The organism is Rhodospirillales bacterium (assembly GCA_023898785.1).
Lineage (GTDB): Bacteria > Pseudomonadota > Alphaproteobacteria > Micavibrionales > Micavibrionaceae > TMED27.
On sequence record CP060239.1, the window covers coordinates 628,589 to 645,065 of the forward strand.

A 16,477-nucleotide genomic window follows, 5' to 3' on the forward strand; every position below is an offset into this window, starting at 1 on the left:
TAACATTCCAATCTCCAACATTCTAATATCCAGACAATGAAATTTCTTGATGAAGCAAAGATCTATCTCCAAAGCGGACACGGCGGACCAGGCTGTGTGAGCTTTCGGCGTGAGAAATATGTGGAATTTGGCGGTCCGGATGGCGGTAATGGCGGCAAAGGCGGCGATGTGGTGTTTGAGGTTGTTGATACACTCAATACACTGATTGATTTTCGTTATCAGCAGCATTTTCGGGCGCGGCCCGGTGAAAACGGTAAAGGCGCGAACCGCACTGGTGCGCACGGAGAGGATTGTATTGTAAAAGTTCCTGTCGGAACGCAGATCTTGGACGAGGACAAAGAGACGGTGCTAGCCGATTTCACGAAAGCCGGAGAGCGCCAGTTATTCCTTAAAGGCGGCGATGGCGGTTTTGGCAATGCGCATTACAAAAGCGCAACCAATCAGGCACCGCGTAAATCGACGCCTGGCTGGCCGGGGCAAGAGGCGGCAGTTTGGCTACGGTTGAAGCTGATTGCCGATGCGGGGCTGGTGGGCCTGCCGAATGCCGGAAAATCTACATTTTTGGCGGCGTGTTCGAATGCCAAGCCGAAGATTGCGGATTATCCATTTACGACGCTACATCCTAATCTTGGCGTGGTCAAAGCCGGTGAACAGGAGATTGTGATTGCTGATATTCCCGGTTTGATTGAGGGTGCGCACGAAGGCCATGGTCTCGGGGATCGTTTTCTTGGCCATATTGAACGAACCAATGTGATTTTGTACCTGATTGATTGCACACAAGATGATGTCGCTGAGGCGTACACCACCATAAGAAATGAGTTGAAAGAATACGGACATTATATTGATAAAAAAGAAGAAATTATTGTTTTGAATAAGGTTGATGCGCTGGGAGATGAACTGGCTGAGGAGCAGGCTAAGGCTTTGCGCGCGGTTGTGGATAAGCCTGTGTATAAAATGTCAGGCGTTTCCGGTCAGGGCGTTTCCGAGGTTGTGTATGCTTTGGATAAGGCCATAAAAAAGGTAAAAACAAGCGCTCTGCCCCAGGATGAGGAGTTTGCACCGTGAGCTCCAAGACACGTACAGTTGATATTCTCAAGATCTGTCAGATACTGGTCATCAAAATTGGTACGGCTTTGGTGACGCAGAGCGACGGGAGCGGCGTGCGTCAAGACTGGCTGGATGCGCTGGCCGAGGATGTAAAGTCCCTGCGTGAGCGCGGGATACAGGTGGTGATTGTGACCTCCGGCGCAGTGGCGCTGGGGCGTAAAGCCTTGCATATCGATATGAATACGCCGCCGGCGGCAATTCCGTTGGAAAAGAAGCAGGCGGCCTCGGCTGTCGGGCAATATCATCTTTTCCATGCCTATCACCAGAGCTTTGCGCATCAGGGGCTGGAACTGGCTCAAGTTTTGCTAACTATGTCGGAAACCGAGAACTGGCGAATGCATTTGAACGCCCGCGCCACGCTGGGCGCACTCATGGCGCAGGGGATTGTGCCGGTGATCAACGAAAATGACACGATTTCGACAGGAGAGATCCGCTTTGGCGATAATGACCGGCTGGCGGCGCGTGTGGCGCAGATGATCGATGCCGATTCGGTGTTATTGTTGTCGACTACTGACGGGCTTTATACCGACCATCCGGGGCATAATCCGGAGGCCGTGCATATTCCCTTGGTTGAAAAGATTACTACCGAACATGTGAAAATGGCCGGAGATGCTGTTCCGGGGCTGAGCACCGGGGGGATGAAGAGCAAGGTGGAAGCGGCGCAGGCGGCGACTAGCACGGGTATTCATTTGATTATTGCTGACGGGCTTGAAAAACATGTCTTACGGGATGTTTTTGAGGACTTTAAGACACGCACGACGGTGTTTTTAGCACAAAAAAGCACTAAAACAGCGAAAAAACGCTGGATGAGCGCCCATTTAAGACCAAAAGGCACCTATGTTCTCGATAAAGGGGCCTCAAAAGCGCTCAAAAATGGGAAAAGCCTGCTTCCGGTTGGAGTTATGGCGCTTGAAGGGCATTTTGAGCGCGGCGATGTGATTGAAATCAAGCATTCCAACGGTGATCGTCTGGGGATGGGCTTATCGGCCTATTCTTCCGATGACGCACAGAAAATTATCGGCAAAAGCAGCGATGAAATCCCTTCTATTCTGGGCTATGCCGGGCGCAGCGAACTCATCCACCGCAATGATATGGTCTTGCAGGACGCATAAGGTCATGCCATGCTCTAGGCATGAGAACAGACACACCGAAAACGATTTATCTTAAAGATTATAAGCCCTATCCCTACAAAATTGAGGCCATTGAGCTGAATTTTGACATTCATGACGGGTATTGCGTTGTTAAATCCGTGATGCAGGTCTCGACGCCCGATCATTGCCGCGAGGATATGTTTCTGAATGGCGAGCATCTGGAACTGATGAATATCAGCCTGAATGGTGAAAAGCTTGCGAATTATCACAAGGATGATACGGGGCTTACCCTGCCCTGCCCGGGTTTGAAAGACTTCACGCTGGAGATTACGACGCGAATTCACCCGGAAGACAATACGCGGCTGGAGGGGCTGTATAAGTCCGGGGATACTTATTGTACACAATGTGAGGCCGAAGGGTTTCGAACGATTACCTATTATCCAGACCGCCCTGATGTTTTAACGGTTTTCACTGTACGTGTTGAAGCCAGCAAGGCACATTACCCGGTTTTGTTGTCAAACGGCAACCGGGTTGATCATGGTGATTCTGACGGCGGGCGGCATTATGCGGTGTGGCACGACCCTTTCCCCAAGCCTTGTTACCTGTTTGCGCTGGTCGCGGGGGATTTGACGCATATTCAGGACACGTACACCACGAAGTCCGGCCGCGCTGTTGAGCTTTATATCTATGTGCGACCGGGTGATGAGGACCAATGCGGGCATGCAATGGAGTCCTTAAAGAAGTCCATGAAATGGGATGAGGATACGTACGGGCTGGAATATGAGCTGGATATGTTCAACATTGTCGCTGTGAACGATTTTAATATGGGAGCGATGGAGAATACGTCGCTGAATATCTTTAACACGGCCCTTGTGCTGGCGGCGCAGGAAACAGCGACGGATCAGGATTTCAGCCGCGTGGAAAGTGTAATTGCGCATGAATATTTCCACAATTGGAGCGGGAACCGCGTGACTTGCCGGGACTGGTTCCAGTTGTCACTCAAAGAAGGGCTGACGGTTTTTCGGGATCAGGAATTTTCGGCGGACATGAATTCACGAGCCGTGCAGCGGATTGACGATGTAACGCATCTGCGGCGTTTGCAGTTTTCTGAGGATGCCGGTCCCCTCGCCCATCCAATCCGGCCGGATAATTACATTGAAATCAATAACTTCTACACGATGACCGTGTATGAAAAAGGGGCCGAGGTCATCCGCATGCTGCGGATGATTTTGGGGGCGGAGAATTATCGTAAGGGTACGGATTTGTATTTCTCGCGCCATGATGGGCAAGCGGTGACCTGCGATGATTTTGTTGCCTGTATGGAAGAGGCAAGCAGAATTGATTTATCGCAATTTAAGCTATGGTATTCGCAAGCCGGAACGCCGAAAATTGCCTTCAAAGGTGAATATAACCCGAAAAACAAGACATATAGTATAGAATTAACGCAGGAAATTCCCGATACGCCGGGGCAAAACAATAAAAAACCGATGCATATTCCGGTGGCGATTGGCTTATTGGGTGACAATGGTCAGGATTTAATTGAAACGCAGGTTTTAGATTTGCGTGACGGACAACAGCGCTTTGTTATTGAAGATGTTGGACAAGCCCCGGTGCCATCGATTTTGCGTGGGTTTTCTGCGCCTGTACGTCTTGAGAACGAACTTTCCAATGCTGATTTGACTTTTCTGATGCTCCATGACAGTGACGGGTTTAACCGCTGGGAGGCGGGGCAAGCGCTGATTTTGCGAATGCTGGACCAGATGATTGATGGGGACAGCAAGGAGATTTGTCCGAAATTTATGGATACGATTGGCGCGTTGATTGAGGATGCTCTGGACCCGGTGGCTGATAAAGCGTTGATGGCGCGGGCGTTAAGCGTGCCCTCGGTCGGCTTGATCGGACAGCAGCGTGCGGTGATTGATCCGGACGGCATTCATAAGGCGCGTCAGGCTTTACTGGCCGCAATTAAACGGAATTATAAGCCGCAGCTGGAAAAGCTGTATAAAGCAAACCGAAGTGCGGACGCGTTTTCGCTTTCGCCTGAGGCAATGGGCCGCCGGGCGCTGCGTAATGTTGTTCTCGGCCTGCTGAGCGCGACGAACGGAACGGGATGCGCAAGGCTGGCCAAGGCGCATTATGAGACGGCTGATAATATGACCGACCGGGTGGCAGCGCTGGCTCGGCTGGCGGATAATCAAAACGCTGAGCGTGATGAGGCGTTTGATGATTTTTATGCGCGGTTTAAGGCTTATCCACTGGTTGTGGATAAGTACTTTGCGTTGCAGGCTGGGGCGGTCCGCAAAGATATTATTCAAAATCTTAATAAACTTAAACAACATTCTGATTTTAATATAAAAAATCCTAATAGAGTTCGGTCACTCTATGCGGCCTTTGCGATGAATAACCCGATCGGTTTTCATGCTGTGGATGGATCAGGATATGGCTTTTTGTGTGATGAGATTTTGGAGTTGAACACGATTAATCCACAAATCGCGGCGCGGCTGCTGACGCCGATGCGGGAATGGAGGCGCTATACGGAGGATCGTCAGACCAAAATGCGTAGCTGTCTGGAGCGGATTGTGGGAACGAAAGATCTTTCTCCAGATGTTTATGAAATCGCCAGCAAAAGTCTAAAGGGCTGAGCCTGATGTACAAGGTTGGCGATAAAATTACCGTCAATGACAAAATGCAAAGCGGTTACAGCTACCGGCTGGATGCACCAATGGGTAAAAATTTTGATCCGGCTTTTAAGCCGCATTTTACGCCCAAAGAAATGCTTGAACTGGGCGTATTTGAAGGAAAATATTGTAATGATTGCCGGGATGAATTCCCCGATGACTGGTTTGAGAATGCAAAAATCAGTGAACGAGCGGATGCGTCTCTGAATTGTTTTAAAATCAAGAGCCGTCAGCCTTTGCAAGTCTGGCAACAAAAGGGCTGGATTGCCCCGCCAGACGTACGCGGCTGGTTTCAGTGGTATTGTCGATATTATTTAGGGCGCAGGATGCCCGAGATTGATAGCTGGCAAATCAAGCGCTGGAAAGCGTTTGCGCGCCATGCCTCTCAAATCAGAGCCAACTGCGAGCCTGGGAACCTGGATTGCCGTCCACGACAGCGCCAAGCTTTACTGCAGTGGTCATACGATCCGTTTATTTAAGGTGAATCTATGCCTGATTTTAGTCTTGAGCGGAAATTTGACGGTCCGGTGTGCGGACTGGACGAAGTTGGACGCGGACCTTTAGCCGGGCCGGTGGTTGCAGCTTGTGTTTATATTCCTGATGAGCTGCGGGCTCTGCCCTTTGTCTGTGAAATTCGTGATAGCAAAAAGTTATCGGAAAAGAAACTTGCGGCGTTACATGACCAGATTACCGCGCGTTTTGTCTGGGCGGTGGCAGAAAAATCACCGGCGGAGATTGATGAAATCAATATTTTGCAGGCGAGCCTGCAAGCGATGGAAGATGCATTGTTGAAGACAGGACAGAACTATATTCGTGCACTGGTGGACGGGAACAAGCTTCCGGCCAACCTGCCCTGCCTGGCTACCGCGGTGGTAAAAGGTGATAGCAAATCCGTATCGATTGCGGCAGCCTCGATTGTCGCCAAGGTAACGCGTGACAGGATTATGCGCGCCCTGCATAAAGAGCATCCGCATTATGGCTGGGACAGCAATGTCGGTTATCCGTCCAAAGCGCATCTGGCAGGGATTGATGCTCATGGCATTACGCAGCATCACCGTAAATCTTTCGGGCCGGTGAAAAATTTTATCGCACACGGATCGACTCGAAAGCTCTTAAATTCTGCGGCATAGAGTCGTTTAAGACTCTCCGTTAGAGTCCTGATTCTATTATGTGAATCCATTTTTTATCTTGACGGCGAATCGCTTTTGACTCATGGTGCCTTCTCAACTTATCCACAAGGAAGGTATTTCATGGCGAAGCAAAAGCGCAAAAGCACTCTGGATTCCAGCATTAACCAGATCCATGTCGGAAATTGTGTCGAGATTATGAAGTCCATACCCCAAGAGAGCGTTGATTGCGTGTTTGCTGATCCGCCCTATAATTTGCAGCTTGGCGGCGATTTGCACCGGCCTAATAATTCAAAAGTTGATGCGGTTGATAATGACTGGGATCAATATGAATCTTTGCAACATTATGATGACTTTACCCGCCAATGGATGGGGGCGGCGCGAGATCTGATTAAGCCTGACGGCTCAATCTGGGTGATCGGCAGCTATCATAATATTTTTCGGCTTGGAACGATTTTGCAGGACCTTGGATTTTGGGTGCTGAACGATATTATCTGGCGCAAATCCAACCCGATGCCGAATTTTCGTGGGCGCCGCTTTACCAATGCGCACGAGACCTTGATCTGGGCGGGCAAGTCCAAAGCTTCGAAATACACGTTTAACTACGAGATGATGAAAAATCTTAATGAAGATTTGCAAATGCGTAGTGACTGGTATTTGCCGCTGTGCACTGGCGGGGAACGGCTGAAAGGTGAAGACGGCAAAAAAGCGCACCCAACACAAAAGCCGGAGAGTCTGCTTTACCGTGTATTGATGGCATCAACGAAACAGGGGGATACCATTTTAGACCCGTTCTTTGGCACAGGCACGACAGGCGCGGTGGCTAAGGTTTTAGGGCGGAATTTTATTGGCTTAGAACGAGAGCAGGACTATGCAAACCACGCACAGACGCGGATTGACGCAATTAAGCCGCTCGAGGATAATGTTCTGAACATTCAAACCAGACGTGAAGCCCCGCGCGTACCGTTTGGGACGTTGGTTGAGCGCGGATTACTCAAGCCCGGCACAATCCTGACCGATGCCAAGAAACGCCATAGCGTGAAAATTCACGCTGACGGCTCTGTGGTGGCAATGAACCGCATTGAGAGCATGCGCGGCTCTATACATAAGGTGGGAGCGGCTGTGCAGGATGCACCTTCATGCAACGGCTGGACATTCTGGCATTATACAGATGGTAAGAGCGTGAAGCCGATTGATCATTTGCGCGAGCAAATACGAGCAGAAAAGGCGACTTAGAAAGGTGCCCTGCTACTCGCTTTTTTTTCTCAACAAGCCTTTTTTCTTTTTCTCCATCTGCTTTTTGAGGCGTTCCTGGTAGCGTTTTTTCAACTCTTCTTCCATGTTCGAGTGTTTTTTCCTACGCTTAAAATTTTCTGAAAATAAAAGCATGGCTTTATTCTGATCACCATAAATTTCATAGCCTTCCAATACAGCCAGGACCTTTGTTAATTTCACATAATCTATACTTCTCACCTCTTCCTGATATGAAAAAAACCTTATTTTCATCACTAGGTACGCATCCCTTAAATTATATTTTTCTTCTTTTCTTCTTGGAGTAACGGTGACCCCTCGCATTTTTTCCTTGATATATGTTTCTGCTATTTCAGGCGGTGTTTTAATAGTTTCCAGAGTAAAGGGCCGGTTCATTTCTGCAAACAGGCCCTTTGGATAACCCTCAATTGCATATTTAGCCGGCTGATTACAAATATCCTCAAACAGGTCTTCTGCTAAAATTTCAAAACGCCGAATTCCATTAATTTTATAGGGTTCCCATACATCGAATGTCTGACTCTCAAGATCGTATTCTGCTAGCCGCAGCGGCTGGGTGTATTCAAATCTCAGAGGGAATCCAGATTTATTCTCTTCAAGAAAATTTCTGGCAGATTCTCTTATGTTTACCCATTCAAATTCATTATCTGAGAATTCTTGATACAGGCTACACTCATTAATAAATAAGAAATTATCAATGTATATGTCATCAATTTTGCCATTCTCGTCCGGCTTGAATTTTGATAATGACCAGTAGAGCTGAGAAAGGTTTTTAATTGTGGGGGATTCATATATGACCGGCCCTTGTTCAGGACTTTCTTGAGCGTAGGAAACAGACGCCATAACACCTACTATAATAACACCAATCCACACCCCTATCTTTTTAAACATTACCCCATTCACTTTCTGTTTATGCGCATCCTCATTGTTTAATTATACTGGGGTTAGCGTTAACTCGCAACTTCAAGGTTTTTGTTTATTGGGCGACACCAGTATCTTGTGCGCCTTTTTAAATACGCTGGGCAGTTTGTTTCCTGCACTCATCGGGCATAACCAGCACAATTTTATATCTTTGATGGGCAGTTTCGCTTTTAGCGTTGCTTTGAATAAATCGAGTTTCAGATCGAAATGCGTGAATGTGTGCTGAACCTGAATATGTAAGGGAGTTGGTGTATTGATATACTCTGGGTGTGTGAGGGTGGTATTGTCCGCCTTCCAATTAGAGGTAGGCAAGCCCAGCATACCTCCAAGCAGCCCTTTTTCTTGGCGCTGATGAAACAGAACCTGCCCTTGATCGTTGCTGATCCAGTAGATATTGCCGTATTTTTGCGGGCGGGTTTTGGCTTTGATTTTTGCAGGTAGCTCGGCGGCGATGCCTTGCCGATGCGCCTGACAAGCCCCTTGTAGAGGGCAGAGGCCGCAGCGCGGGATTTTGGGGATGCAAATACCCGCCCCCAAATCCATAAAGCTTTGCGCCAAATCGCCGGGACGTACAGTAAAATCGTCATAGAATTGATGTACAAGCGCTTTTAACTGTGGTTTTGCTTTTGGTAATGGTTCGCGTACAGCAAAAAAACGAGCGATGATGCGTTCAACATTACCGTCCATGACAGTGGTGGGCTGGTTGAAGGCAATGGCAGCGATCGCGGCGCTGGTGTAGTCCCCTATGCCTGGGAGTTTTTTGAGTTGCTCCTGCCTAGATGGAAATACGCCACCCAATTCATTCACTACAACTTTGGCGCATTTATGCAGGTTACGTGCGCGAGCGTAATAGCCAAGACCTGCCCATGCGGCCATTACATCATCCTGATCGGCGGCGGCAAGATCTTGTACGCTTGGCCATAATTCAAGAAATTTCAGATAATACGCCTTAACCGCCTGTACGGTGGTTTGCTGGCACATAATTTCGGATAACCAGACATGATAGGGATCGGGTGCCTGCCCTGCTTTAGCTCGCCATGGAATATCGCGAGCATGAGCATCATACCAATCCAGCAATTGTCCCCGAACTTTTTCAATATCATTTACGGAAAGTTTGCTGTTTGCTATGGTCACTGTCATGGTCGTTCCGGCTTCACAATAAAGTAGAGAGTTTGAATAGCATGCGCCCCCTGTCAGAGGCTACGGCTAAAATCGCGGGAAAGAGCTTTGAGCGTAAATATATTGCGCTGGGGAGGATTGTAAATAACTGGCGCGATATTGTCGGAGAGAAGCTTGCCGATAAGGGGCAGCCGGTTAAAATTCATTATCGCAAGAAGAAGGGACAGAAAAAACCTGATGCCACGCTGGAAATTGCGGCCAATAGCGCGGATGCGACATTGCTTCATTATCAAAAAGACCTTATTTTAGAACGGATCAATCAGATTTTTGGCGAGCGCTGGATTACGGCGATTAAATTTGTCAATGTTGCGTCTAATACGCAGACGAAAACGTTCAAAAAACCAAAAGCCCCCTTGACGCCCGCCGAAAAAAAGACTTTATCCGATGTGTTGTTGAATATTGAGGATGAGGATATGAAAGCCCGCCTCGAGCATCTGGGTCAATCAATCATAATGGATGAAAAAGCATGAAGGTTAACGCTATTACACTACGATCCGGGAACGTGATCGATTACAACGGCAAGCTTTGGGCCGTAGTAAAAAATGACATTCAGCAGCCCGGCAAGGGCGCGTCGGTGGCGCAAGTTGAACTGCGCGATATTCGCAGCGGCAGCAAGGATAACGTGCGTTTTCGGACACAAGAAACTGTTGAACGCGTACGCCTGGAGCAGGACAATTATCAATTCCTGTTTGCCGATGGTGAGGATTATACCTTTATGCACCAAGAGACTTTTGAACAGATTGTTATTAACAAAGAACTGATCGGACAGAGTGCGGCGTATCTGGTTGAGGGGATGATTGTTGAGATCGAAACTTTTGAAGGTGAGCCGCTGAGCGTTAAATTGCCCGACACAGTTACGGTTGAGATTGTCGAGGCCGAGCCTGTTGTGAAAGGTCAAACCGCTACGACATCTTATAAACCGGCTATTTTGGCCAATGGCGAAAAAGTGATGGTGCCGCCGCATATTGAATCGGGTACGCGGATTGTGGTGAAGAGTGAAGACGGCACCTATGTCGAGCGGGCGAAGGATTGATGGCTGTTACGTCCCCTATTCTCAATGTGATGATCAAGGCGGCGGAAAAAGCCGCGCGATCATTGATCCGTGATTTTGGCGAAGTTGAGCAGCTTCAGGTTTCGCAGAAAGGCCCCGGTGATTTTGTCAGCGCTGCTGATAAACGCGCCGAAGAACTGATTTATGAAGAGCTGAAAAAAGGCCAGCCGACTTATGGCTTCCTGATGGAAGAAAGCGGTGAACGCGCTGGCTCTAATCCTGATTTTCGATGGATTGTCGATCCTCTGGACGGAACAACGAACTTCCTGCACGGCATTCCGCACTGGTGTATTTCGATTGCATTAGAAGCTAAAGGCGAGTTGACGCACGGTTTGATTTATGATCCGGTAAAAGATGAGATGTTCACAGCCGAAAAAAATGGCGGGGCGTTTATTCACCGTAATAAACGCCTGCGGGTTTCCGGGCGTCAGGACATGATGCGTGCTACTATCGCAACTGGAGCGCCGCGCCGCGCTGTTGTTGATCAGGAGCGTTTTTTAAGGGAATATGCCGCTGCGCTAAATGTTTCCCCCGGTTTGCGGCGTTTTGGCGCTGCGGCGCTGGATCTGGCTTATGTTGCCGCTGGACGTTATGAAGCCTTTTGGGAACGCAAACTCCAGCCCTGGGATGTGGCAGCTGGTATGTTGATCGTCAAGGAAGCCGGAGGTTTTATTGCGGAATTGGATGATCATAAAGCCAATCCCCTGGAGACCGGTAATATTCTGGCGTCTAATGAAGGCATCTTTAGTGACATCAAAAAGGTGCTGAAAAGCGCTGCGTGAGGCCGCAGAATGGTGTTTAGACTGGTTTTTTTCCTGTTTTTCATGACTTTGGCTTCACCGCTTTTCGCTTTTGCACAAGAAGGCAATGTCGAGATTAATTTTGAGACACTGGAAAACTATAGCCCACCGCCAATGTTTGAGCAGGCTGTGCCTGATGAGGTCCCTGCCCGATCAGAGCCTGTTACCAAAGTGTCAGAACCACTGGCGCGGGTGGTGGCCCCTTTACCTCAGCACAAACCCCAACATTCCGGTTTTATTCGCCAGCCGAATTCGCAAATTGATGAAGGTAAACTTGTTATACAAACCGCTCAGGATATTTTACGCGCGATTGACGGAGATACCTCAGATGTTGTGCCTCAACCAGAAGCCAACGTGGTGCAGACACATTCTAAGCCAGCTACAACACTCAAAGATTTAAGCTCAATGAGTAATGATAAGGCTTTTGAAATTGTTCTGCCATTTGAAGCTTATAAAACTGAATTGAGCGACGTACAGAAACGCATCGTCTTACAACAGGTGTTGATCCGTTTACAAAAATATGATGATGCAACTCTTGAAATTCGCTCTTACGCCAGTAGCGCAAATAATGTCGAAAGCGGAGCACGACGGACTGCTCTTGCGCGCGCGTTGGTAATTGAAGCCCTGCTGATGGATAAGGGCATTCAAGAAACACGTATTTTTCTTCGTCCTCTTGGTGCTGTGCACGGCGAACAGGAAAATGCTGCTGTTCTGAGTATCTCCCGATATTGAAACCTCTTCCCTATCACTTGTGGATAATCCCCCCTTGATCCCGCAGAAACATTGACATCATGGGCTTTAGAGTGGGAATTTTAGTTGCATTTCAAAAACAAAGGCTGCTATGACATCTGACGATCAGATGCATTATGTGAACAACACCTTTATAAAGGACCGTGACCAATGGCTGACAAGACTTCTAAAACGGATAAAAAGAAAGATAAAGGTGCGACTGCGAAGTCGTCCGATACGAAGATTTTCATTGGTGTGGGGATATTGTTTTTATTCCTCGCCATTGCCTATGGGATGTCCTTAGGTCCTATTGAAATTCCCGAAGCGCCAAAGGCCAACATTGAAGAATCTGAAATCGATGAAATTGAGCAGGCCTATAGCGAAGATGGCATGGCTATAGATGATGCCGAAGAGGTTGTCGCAGACGATATAGAAGTGGAGGTCTCCGAAAACCTTGAAACGTCTTCGCCAGCGTTTGATTTGGCGGCGGCGAAGAAAGAACGGGTTTTGGGCGATCCGTCTGCACCGATCAAAATTACCGAACATAGTTCGCTAACCTGCGGGCATTGCGGGAAATTTCACACTGAAACCTTTAAAGAGCTAAAAGCCGCCTATCTTGATACGGGCGAGGCTTATCTTGTGTTCTCAGACTTTCCGTTGAACGCGCCTGCTCTGCACGCAACGATGGCGGCGCGGTGCATTGCTGATAATCAAAAGTATTTTGAATTTATCGGGGAACTGTTTGAGACGCAGAAAGATTGGGCTGGAGAAAATAATTATCTCAGCCTCCTCGAAAGCAAGGCGGAGGCATATGGCATAGACAAAGCTACTTTTGCCGCTTGTGTGCAAAATCAAGAGCTGCAGGACAGCATTTTGAAACGCATGCAGGCTGTACAAAAACAGTGGGATATCAGTTCCACCCCGAGCTTTGTGATCGATAATCAGGTGGTGCTCAGTGGCGCACGGCCCTATGATGCTTTTGATAAAGCCATCAAAGATGCTGTGACCGAAATTCATGGAGGAGCTTCTCCCGAACCCACGAATGAGGGCGAATGATTCAATTCAAGCGACTGCGTATTAACGGCTTTAAGTCGTTTGTTGACCGGACCGAACTTGATATTGGTCCGGGCCTTAATGGCGTGGTTGGCCCGAATGGTTGTGGAAAGTCTAATCTCGTTGAAGCGTTGCGCTGGGTGATGGGAGAAAATTCTGCGCGGCGCATGCGCGGCGATGGGATGGAAGATGTGATTTTTAACGGCACATCGAAACGTTCAGCGCGCAATATCGCCGATGTTTCTCTCCTGCTGGATAATTCCTCGCGCGTGGCGCCGGCGGCCTATAACGGCGCCGATGAGATCGAAGTTGTACGCCGGATTGAGCGTGACCGCGGGTCTAACTATAAAATTAACGGCAAGAACGTACGAGCCCGTGATGTGCAGATGTTGTTTGCCGATACAGTGACCGGAGCAAATTCCCCGGCGATGGTCTCGCAAGGACGGATCACACAGATTATCAATGCAAAGCCGCTGGAACGGCGGCTGGTTTTGGAAGAATCCGCTGGAATTTCGGGACTATTTGCCCGCCGACATGAAGCTGAGCTGCGGCTTAAAGCTGCCGATACAAACCTTATCCGCATTGAAGATATTTTAGGGAGTATGGAGGGGCGGCTGGGCGCATTGAAACGTCAGGCCCGGCAGGCTACACGTTACCGCAATGTTTCAACGCAAATCCGTCAGATGGAAATTCTGATCGCCTGGATGGAGTGGCAAAGGCTGGATGAGCGGATGAGCGCCACGCGCCGGAGCTTTGAAGAGGCGGAAAGCCAGGTGGTGGCACGTTTAAGCGTGGTCAGTGCGCTGACCAAAACGCAAGGTACGCAATCGGAAGATTTGCCGGCGTTGCGTCAGGCTGAAGCAGAGATTGCGGCTGGATTGCAAACGCAAAAGCTTGCCCTGCAACGGCTGGAAGATGAAAGCGGCCGAATTGATCAATTGATTGAGGAAACCAAAGAGCAGTTGGAGCAAGCGCAAACCGACAAGGGCCACGAAGAGGCCTCACTAGAGGAAAGCAGCGGCCTGCTTGAAAAGCTGGAGGTGGAGCATAGCGCGATTGCGGCTGAGCAGAAGTCCGAGGATAGCAAGCTGGAAGAAAAAGATGCCGCGCGGGCGATGCTGGAAGCTAAAGTCCTGGAGCTGGAAGAGCGCTATAACGCCTTGATGCAGGGCACAGCCGAAGCCAAGGCACGAAAAAACGCGTTGACGCAGCGGATTGAAAGCAATACACGGCGTAAAGAGACGCTGGAGGCACGGCGTGATCAAGCGCAAAGCGATTTGAAAGGGGTGCGCAATGCGCAGCCTGCCAAGGGCCGGAATTTTGAAAAAGAGATTACGGATCAGGAAAAGGCAAAAGAAGATTACGACCAGAAAATTGAGACGCTGGAGACAGATCTGGAAACTGTGGCAGGCGATATTGACCGGGCACAAGAGGCGCTCAATACGGCAAAGAATAAGAAAGCTGAATTTGATACTGAAATCAGTGTGTTGTATAGTGTTCTTAAATTAGAAGATGAAGGTGATTTTGCGCCTGTGCTGCAAGATGTTTCGGCGGCGCAGGGTTTTGAAAAGGCATTATCGCGGGCGCTAGGCGACAGCTTGATGGCGTCACTGGATGAAAAAGCTTCAAGTACCTGGCTGCCGGTGAAAAGCACAGCCGCCCTGCCCGCCTTACCAAAAGGTGCGGATGAATTGCGCCCGCATGTGAAGGCACCGAAAGTTTTGAATATCGCGCTGTCGCAGATTGGCGTGGTGGAAACGGCCAAGGACGGCGATGCTTTGTGGGAATCGCTCAAGCCCGGTCAGGCGCTGGTCTCCAAGGACGGGACTTATTGGCGCTGGGATGGATATTGCGTAAAATCATCTGCGCCTGATCGTCATGCACAACAGCTTGAGCAGCAAAACAAGCTTGAGAGCCTGATTAAGAAGCGACCACAAATTGAAAAAGATGTGGCAGTGGCGGAGAAAGCCCTGGAATCGGCACAAGGCCAGCGCGTGAGCTTGCGTGAAAAGCTGCAAAAAACGCAAAGCGCGATGCGTGCTTGTGAGGCCGGCCTGAATGAAGTTCGTAATGAGTGGTCATCTTTGCGTGAAGAGCATGCCCGCATGCAGAGTGAAATCCTGCGGCTGGAGGATGTGATTGCGGTGACAGCGCAGGAGATCGACGAGTTGGAAAGCGCGCTGGAGAGTGATGCCAAGGAACTGACGGCGTATGAAAGTGCCGATGAAGAGAATAAAGAACAGAAGCTTGAAGCCTTACGCGAGACACTGCAAGAGGCCCGGCAAGCTCATGGCGAAGCGGTGCGCGCTTACGACATTTATGTGCAAGAGCGAAGTACACGCAACGCCCGGATGCAGGCAATTGGTGACGAGCGGCTGCATCTACAAAACCGCGCTATTCGTGCGCGGGAGCGAATTAAAGAGCTGAATGAACGGACCCAGGCTCTGTCTGGCAAGCTCGAAAGCCTTGATTCTCGTCCAGATGACTTCGAAGAGGATAGAGCCAAATTGCTGAATATGATTTCAGAGTTGGAGGATAAGCGAGGTGATGCCGCAGACAAACTGGCACGCGTAGAGAATGAAGTTGCCGAAACGGCCAAGGCATTGAAAGAAGCGGAAGGCGTTTTGGGTGAAGCACGGGAAGCACGGGCACATGCCCAGGCGCTGATGTCTTCGATGCAGGAACAGCGCGGCGCGATGAGCCTGAGCATTGAGGAAAAATTCGATATGAAACCCGAAGAACTGCCAGAGCATTCGGCGATTGATATGGATAAGAATCTGGGAGATCTGGATTCGTTGAAAGGCAAGAAAGAAAACCTGATCCGCGAGCGGGATAATATCGGCGCAGTGAATTTGCGGGCCGAGGAAGAAGCGGCGGAACTCGAGAAAGAGGCCGGTGGGCTAATCCATGAGCGTAATGATCTGGTGCAGGCAATTGAAGAGCTGCGCAGCGGCATTCAGAAAATCAACGTCGAGGCGCGAGAGCGTTTATTGGCAGCTTTCGAGCATGTAAACGCGCATTTCCAGGGGTTGTTTGTAAGGCTGTTTGGTGGTGGTCAGGCACATCTGGCGCTGGTTGAATCGGATGATCCTCTCAATTCGGGTCTTGAGATTTTTGCCCAGCCGCCGGGTAAAGCACTGCAATCCCTGTCTCTACTATCAGGTGGCGAACAAACAATGGCCTCGATTGCGCTGATCTTTGCGATGTTTTTGACCAACCCCTCGCCGATTTGCGTTTTGGACGAAATTGATGCGCCGCTGGATGATGCCAATGTTGATCGCGTGTGTGATTTGCTTGAAGAGATCGCCGAGCGCGGCGAAACGCGTTTTCTGGTGATTACCCACCACCGTCTGACGATGGCGCGAATGCACCGGCTGTACGGCGTGACAATGGCTGAGCGCGGCGTCTCGCAGCTTGTCTCCGTGGATTTGCAGCAAAGTTTTGACTTCCTTGAGGAGGCAGCTTAAAACCG

14 protein-coding genes are annotated in these 16,477 nt (G+C 49.4%); 12 read left to right on the plus strand and 2 right to left on the minus strand.

The window, feature by feature from the left end; translation table 11 throughout:
- Positions 1-36: 36 nt before the first annotated feature.
- The 6 genes from obgE (at position 37) to H6859_03280 (ending at position 7,239) form a co-directional block, all read left to right on the plus strand.
- On the plus strand, positions 37-1,065 hold the full coding sequence (obgE, locus tag H6859_03255; protein USO06224.1) for a GTPase ObgE: 1,029 nt from the start codon (positions 37-39) through the stop codon (positions 1,063-1,065).
- Positions 1,062-2,219, plus strand: a complete 1,158-nt coding sequence (locus tag H6859_03260; protein ID USO06225.1) for a glutamate 5-kinase — start codon at positions 1,062-1,064, stop codon at positions 2,217-2,219. Before obgE ends, H6859_03260 begins: the two co-directional genes overlap by 4 nt.
- Before the next feature lie 20 nt (positions 2,220-2,239).
- Positions 2,240-4,840 (plus strand): aminopeptidase N, encoded by a 2,601-nt coding sequence (pepN, locus tag H6859_03265; protein ID USO06226.1) that lies wholly within the window; start codon positions 2,240-2,242, stop codon positions 4,838-4,840.
- A gap of 5 nt (positions 4,841-4,845) precedes the next feature.
- The gene (locus H6859_03270) at positions 4,846-5,355 is read left to right on the plus strand and encodes a hypothetical protein (GenBank protein USO06227.1); all 510 of its coding nucleotides are present in this window, start codon (positions 4,846-4,848) and stop codon (positions 5,353-5,355) included.
- A gap of 9 nt (positions 5,356-5,364) precedes the next feature.
- A complete protein-coding gene (locus H6859_03275; GenBank protein USO06228.1) occupies positions 5,365-6,006 on the plus strand; it encodes a ribonuclease HII in 642 nt (213 codons plus the stop codon).
- A gap of 120 nt (positions 6,007-6,126) precedes the next feature.
- The gene (locus H6859_03280; GenBank protein USO06229.1) at positions 6,127-7,239 is read left to right on the plus strand and encodes a site-specific DNA-methyltransferase; all 1,113 of its coding nucleotides are present in this window, start codon (positions 6,127-6,129) and stop codon (positions 7,237-7,239) included.
- A 12-nt stretch (positions 7,240-7,251) separates the two neighbouring features.
- On the opposite strand, the gene H6859_03285 is transcribed toward H6859_03280, so the two are convergent.
- Together H6859_03285 and mutY are read right to left on the minus strand one after the other, a co-directional pair.
- Positions 7,252-8,163, minus strand: a complete 912-nt coding sequence (locus tag H6859_03285) for a DUF4852 domain-containing protein (protein USO06230.1) — start codon at positions 8,161-8,163, stop codon at positions 7,252-7,254.
- A 72-nt stretch (positions 8,164-8,235) separates the two neighbouring features.
- Entirely contained in the window at positions 8,236-9,333 is a 1,098-nt protein-coding gene (gene mutY / locus H6859_03290) for an A/G-specific adenine glycosylase (protein ID USO06231.1), read from the minus strand.
- Between the two features lie 41 nt (positions 9,334-9,374).
- Here mutY and H6859_03295 point away from each other — a divergent pair, with 41 nt between their 5' ends.
- The 6 genes from H6859_03295 to smc all read left to right on the plus strand — a co-directional run bounded on the left by H6859_03295 (position 9,375) and on the right by smc (position 16,472).
- Complete coding sequence (locus H6859_03295) at positions 9,375-9,842, plus strand: DUF721 domain-containing protein (GenBank protein USO06232.1); 468 nt, start codon at positions 9,375-9,377, stop codon at positions 9,840-9,842.
- Positions 9,839-10,405, plus strand: a complete 567-nt coding sequence (gene efp / locus H6859_03300) for an elongation factor P (GenBank protein ID USO06233.1) — start codon at positions 9,839-9,841, stop codon at positions 10,403-10,405. Before H6859_03295 ends, efp begins: the two co-directional genes overlap by 4 nt.
- Positions 10,405-11,205: an inositol monophosphatase gene (locus H6859_03305; protein USO06234.1), complete on the plus strand. Its 801-nt coding sequence runs from the start codon at positions 10,405-10,407 to the stop codon at positions 11,203-11,205. Before efp ends, H6859_03305 begins: the two co-directional genes overlap by 1 nt.
- A 9-nt stretch (positions 11,206-11,214) precedes the next feature.
- Positions 11,215-11,955, plus strand: a complete 741-nt coding sequence (locus tag H6859_03310; protein USO06235.1) for a hypothetical protein — start codon at positions 11,215-11,217, stop codon at positions 11,953-11,955.
- Positions 11,956-12,123: 168 nt separating this feature from the next.
- The gene (locus H6859_03315; GenBank protein USO06236.1) at positions 12,124-13,008 is read left to right on the plus strand and encodes a DsbA family protein; all 885 of its coding nucleotides are present in this window, start codon (positions 12,124-12,126) and stop codon (positions 13,006-13,008) included.
- Complete coding sequence (gene smc / locus H6859_03320; protein USO06237.1) at positions 13,005-16,472, plus strand: chromosome segregation protein SMC; 3,468 nt, start codon at positions 13,005-13,007, stop codon at positions 16,470-16,472. Before H6859_03315 ends, smc begins: the two co-directional genes overlap by 4 nt.
- Positions 16,473-16,477: the final 5 nt, after the last annotated feature.

Bases quoted from the DNA above. Each gene is read 5' to 3' on its own strand.
- obgE (USO06224.1), top strand. From the start codon at position 37: ATGAAATTTCTTGATGAAGCAAAGATCTATCTCCAAAGCGGACACGGC.
- pepN (USO06226.1), top strand. From the start codon at position 2,240: ATGAGAACAGACACACCGAAAACGATTTATCTTAAAGATTATAAGCCC.
- H6859_03270 (USO06227.1), top strand. From the start codon at position 4,846: ATGTACAAGGTTGGCGATAAAATTACCGTCAATGACAAAATGCAAAGC.
- H6859_03275 (USO06228.1), top strand. From the start codon at position 5,365: ATGCCTGATTTTAGTCTTGAGCGGAAATTTGACGGTCCGGTGTGCGGA.
- H6859_03280 (USO06229.1), top strand. From the start codon at position 6,127: ATGGCGAAGCAAAAGCGCAAAAGCACTCTGGATTCCAGCATTAACCAG.
- H6859_03285 (USO06230.1), bottom strand. From the start codon at position 8,163: ATGTTTAAAAAGATAGGGGTGTGGATTGGTGTTATTATAGTAGGTGTT.
- mutY (USO06231.1), bottom strand. From the start codon at position 9,333: ATGACAGTGACCATAGCAAACAGCAAACTTTCCGTAAATGATATTGAA.
- H6859_03295 (USO06232.1), top strand. From the start codon at position 9,375: ATGCGCCCCCTGTCAGAGGCTACGGCTAAAATCGCGGGAAAGAGCTTT.
- efp (USO06233.1), top strand. From the start codon at position 9,839: ATGAAGGTTAACGCTATTACACTACGATCCGGGAACGTGATCGATTAC.
- H6859_03305 (USO06234.1), top strand. From the start codon at position 10,405: ATGGCTGTTACGTCCCCTATTCTCAATGTGATGATCAAGGCGGCGGAA.
- H6859_03310 (USO06235.1), top strand. From the start codon at position 11,215: ATGGTGTTTAGACTGGTTTTTTTCCTGTTTTTCATGACTTTGGCTTCA.
- H6859_03315 (USO06236.1), top strand. From the start codon at position 12,124: ATGGCTGACAAGACTTCTAAAACGGATAAAAAGAAAGATAAAGGTGCG.
- smc (USO06237.1), top strand. From the start codon at position 13,005: ATGATTCAATTCAAGCGACTGCGTATTAACGGCTTTAAGTCGTTTGTT.